Source organism: Phycisphaerae bacterium, assembly GCA_012729815.1.
Taxonomy (GTDB): Bacteria; Planctomycetota; Phycisphaerae; order JAAYCJ01; family JAAYCJ01; genus JAAYCJ01.
The window spans coordinates 1-4,253 of sequence record JAAYCJ010000295.1 but is presented as its reverse complement, the minus strand read 5'-3'; the positions used below and the strand labels follow the sequence as shown (position 1 = coordinate 4,253).

Genomic DNA, 4,253 nt, shown 5'->3' with positions numbered 1-4,253 from the left:
TACAAATGCAAACGCTGCGGCCACGAATGGGACGGCCGCAACAAGACGCCGCCGAAGGCGTGCGCCCGGTGCAAGTCGTACCGGTGGAACCAACCCAGGAAGGAGTCCAAATGACAACGACGATCATCGACAAGGCGCTACGGCGCGTCGCCGACGACGTGGCGGCGCTGATCGACGAACACGGAGACGCCATCCGCGCGGCGATCAGCAACCAAATGCTGATCACTGCCGAAGAGGACGACGAGGCGAAGCTGGTATTCTCGCTCGCCATCGGCAGCAAGATCACACCGCAGGGAACCGAGGCGAACGTGTCAACGACAATCGCCTGGGCGGTGAAGGAAAAGAAATCCACCGACTCGACCGTGAGCGACCAGCCGGAACTGCCGCTGATCGCCGACAGGTAGTCGGCACAACAGAAAGGAAAAAGGAGTCACATGACAGCACCAACCAGACCCACGATACCCGCCGCGCCACGCCCGCCCGTACAGGCGGCCGCAACCGGCGTCCAATTCGCCTCCGTCCAGTCAGCAGGAGGCCACCGCGTCCTGCTGTACGGGCCCGGCGGAATCGGCAAGACGACGCTGGCCGCGAACTTTCCCGGCCGCGTGGTCTTCTTCGACCTCGACGAGAGCCTCGGCCGCCTGCGGGACATACCGCAGGTGCAGGTAGTTCCGAACTGCCACACATGGGCCGACCTCCGCGCCGCGCTTCAGGCGCCGGGATGGGACGGCGTCGACGCCATCGTGATCGACAGCCTGACGAAGGCTGAAGAGATGGCCGTCGCCGACACACTTCTCAACGTGAAACACGAGAAGGGCCACGCCTGCAAAAGCATCGAGGATTACGGCTTTGGCAAGGGCTACGGGTTCGTGTTCGACACGTTCCTGCCCCTGCTGGCCGACCTCGACCGCCACTGCCGGGCCGGGCGCAACGTCGTGCTGGTATGCCACGATTGCACCTGCAACGTCCCCAACCCGGCCGGCGAGGATTGGCTGCGCTACGAGCCGCGGCTTCAGAGCCCGACGTCGGGCAAGGCCAGCATCCGCCTGCGGGTCCGGGAGTGGGCCGACCACGTTCTGTTTATCGGCTACGACGTTGCTGTGAGCAAGGACGGTAAGGGCCAGGGCGCCGGGACGCGCACGCTCTACCCGAGCGAGCTGCCGCACTGCATGGCTAAGAGCCGGACGTGCCGCGAACAGATGCAGATCGCGGAAGGCACCGCCGACGTGTGGTCGGCGATTTGCGGGAAGTAACGATTCACCAAACACGAAAGGAGGTCCACATGGATCTGATGGCAGAGGGAACGTATGACGCCGTGACGAAATCGGCGGTGCTCTACGAGAGCAAGGGAAACGCACTCATGTGTGTTTTTGACATCGAAGTCGCGGGCCGGATCATGAAGGGATGGATTACGCTCGTTCAGAAGGACGGCACGCTTTCGGAACGCGGGATCAGGAACGTCCAGGAGGTCATGGGCTGGACCGGCTGGGATTGGGCCGCGTTTGAGGGGAACCCGTCTGACTTCGGCGGCAGGGCGTGCTCAGTCGTGATCGGCACGGAGCCCGACCAGCAGGGGAACCCCGAGAGCAAAATCAAGTACATCAATGCCCCCGGCAGCGGCATCCAGAAGGCTGACGCCCGGGCTATGGCTGCCAAGTACGGGGCGAAGTTCCGCGCCGTGCTCGGCGGTGGCACGCCGACGGCCCGCCCGACGCCCGCCCAGAGGCCGATGCAGGCGCCGACGGCGGCGACATCATCAACGATGCCCGATTGCTGGGCCGCGCTCTGCGACGCCATGCAGGGCAAGCCGCAGGTCGTGATCGAGGCGGCGTGGTTCCGCCTGATCGACAAGGTCGGCGGCGGCAAGCCGCCCGAGGCGATGAGCGGCGCGGAGTGGGGCGCCGCCAAGGCGCTGATCGCCAGCGTGCCGAAGTCGGCCGCCGCGGCGCCCAAACCGACTACCACGCCCGCGCCCGAGCCCGAGCCGGAACCGACGCCCGAGCCGGGGCAGGATGAAGAACCGCTACCGTTCTGATCGCACCCCAACCCGCCCGGGGGCCGCGCATCCGGGACGCAGGCAACACGCGGTCTTAGACACCCATGAAACAGCTTTTGATCGAATCGATACGCACCGACGGCGGCACCCAGAGCCGGGCGGAAATCCACCAGGACACGGTCGCCGAATACGTCGAGGCGATACAGGCTGGCTCCAAGATGCCGCCGCTTCTAGTTTTTCAGGACGGCGCCGACTACTGGCTCGCCGAAGGTTTCCACCGGCTGCTGGCGTACCAGCAGGCGGGCAAGCGCAACGTCCTGTGCGAAATCAAGCAAGGCACCAAGGAGGATGCCGCCTGGGCCAGCGCCGGGGCGAATGTCAAGCACGGGCTGCGGCGGACGAACGCCGACAAGCGCAAGGCCACGGAGATGGCGATCCGCCTGCGGCCGGACTTGACTGACGAAGCGCTCGCACAGCACTGCGGGGTGAGCCGAGAATTCGTCAATCGAATACGGCCCAACGTTGTGACTAAGTCACAACCTGCCCGACGCATCGGAGTTGACGGGAAAAGCTACCCGGCGCCACCGACAAGGCCGCCCGCAACACCGCGGCCGACGCGCCCGAGCGCGCAGCCGACCATGCCGCCAGCGCCGCCGCCGGTTCGGACGCCATCGGCACCGCCGACCCCATCGGCACCAGCGCCACAGCCGCCGCCCGCGCCGCCGCCAGCCGCCAAGACGCCCGCCCGCCGCCCCGGACCCCAGACCGGCCAGGCGGACGCCACCGGGCACCCCATCCCCGACCACCTGATCGGGCTGTGGGACCGCCGCGTTGAGGTCGAGGATCTGCTGGCGCACCTGTCCAAGGTGCGATGCGCCGTCCAAGCCGCACAGGACGCCGCCGACCCGCTGTTCGCGGAGTTGAACACGTCGGCGGCAATGGCCAATCTCAACACCGCCTATGACGCCCTCAAGGCGACGGCGCCGCACGCGGTCTGCCCGTGGTGCCACGGCGCGCTGTCCGACCAGTGCCGGGGCTGCAAGGGGCGAGGGATGATCGGAAGGTTCGCCTGGGGGCTGGTCCCGGCGGAACTGAAGAAGGGGCGGAAGTGAAATTTCGTGACTACCAGACGCGGGCGATGGACGCCGTTTTCCACCAGTGGAAAGACGTGCGCAGCACGCTGCTCGTAATGCCCACAGGTTGCGGCAAAACCGTAACTTTTGCCGGCATCCTCCAGCGCGCCTACCCGAAACGCGGCCTCGTGATCGCGCATCGGGAAGAGCTGATCTTCCAGGCGCAGTCAAAAATCCAGCAGATCACCGGGTGGAACGTCGCAATCGAAATGGGCGAGCTGCACGCCGACCTGCACGACGGCATGTTCGGAGGCCCGCAGGCCGTCGTATCGACGATCCAGACCCAGACGACTGGCGGCGACGGGCTTGGGCGGATGTCCAAATTCCTACCCGAGCAATTCGGCGTCGTGGTCGTGGACGAGGGCCACCACGGCACGTCCGCCAGCTACCGCCGGGTGATGGATTACTACGGCCAAAACCCGGACATCAAATTCCTTTACGTCACCGCCACGCCCGACCGCGCCGACGAAGAGGCGCTCGGGCAGGTCTGCGAATCCGTCGCCATGGATTACGAGATTCTCGACGCCATTCACGACGGCTGGCTCGTGCCGGTTGACCAGCGGTTCGTGGTTGTCCAGGGGCTCGACTTCTCGGGCGTGCGGACCACCGCCGGCGACCTGAACGGCGCGGACCTCGCAGAAGTCATGGAAGAGGAAAAAAACCTGCACGGCGTGGTCGGGCCGACGCTCGAAATTATTGGCGACCGGCGGACGCTGGTGTTCGCCGCCTCCGTCGCCCAGGCGGAACGGATGAGCGAGGTTTTCAATCGGCACCGGCCGGGCTGTTCGGCGTGGATTTGCGGCAAGACGCCCAAGGACGCCCGCCGGGCGGTGCTGCGCGATTTCTCGGACGGAAAGCTTCAGGTGGTCTGCAACGTCGGCGTGCTGACCGAGGGGTTTGACAACCCGAGCGTCGAGGTCATCGTCATGGCGCGGCCGACCAAGAGCCGGGCGCTCTACGCCCAGATGGCGGGACGGGCGATCCGGCCGCTTGACGAGATCGCGCACCTGCTGAATGACGTGCCCGATGCCGAGGCCCGCCGGGCGATGATCGCCGCGAGCCGCAAAGCCCGCTGCGAGGTGATTGATTTCGTCGGCAACTCCGGCCGCCACAAGCTGATCACG

5 protein-coding genes are annotated in these 4,253 nt (G+C 66.2%); all 5 read left to right on the top strand.

Annotated elements, in window-relative coordinates:
- The first annotated feature begins 110 nt into the window (after positions 1 to 110).
- Entirely contained in the window at positions 111 to 404 is a 294-nt protein-coding gene (locus GXY33_19090) for a hypothetical protein (protein ID NLX07249.1), read from the top strand.
- A gap of 30 nt (positions 405 to 434) precedes the next feature.
- On the top strand, positions 435 to 1,253 hold the full coding sequence (locus GXY33_19085; GenBank protein ID NLX07248.1) for an ATP-binding protein: 819 nt from the start codon (positions 435 to 437) through the stop codon (positions 1,251 to 1,253).
- 29 nt (positions 1,254 to 1,282) lie between these two features.
- Positions 1,283 to 2,035 (top strand): hypothetical protein, encoded by a 753-nt coding sequence (locus GXY33_19080; GenBank protein NLX07247.1) that lies wholly within the window; start codon positions 1,283 to 1,285, stop codon positions 2,033 to 2,035.
- Between the two features lie 65 nt (positions 2,036 to 2,100).
- Entirely contained in the window at positions 2,101 to 3,108 is a 1,008-nt protein-coding gene (locus GXY33_19075) for a ParB N-terminal domain-containing protein (protein ID NLX07246.1), read from the top strand.
- A partial coding sequence (locus GXY33_19070) for a DEAD/DEAH box helicase (GenBank protein NLX07245.1) occupies positions 3,105 to 4,253 on the top strand: 1,149 nt, incomplete at its 3' end. The genes GXY33_19075 and GXY33_19070, both read left to right, overlap by 4 nt.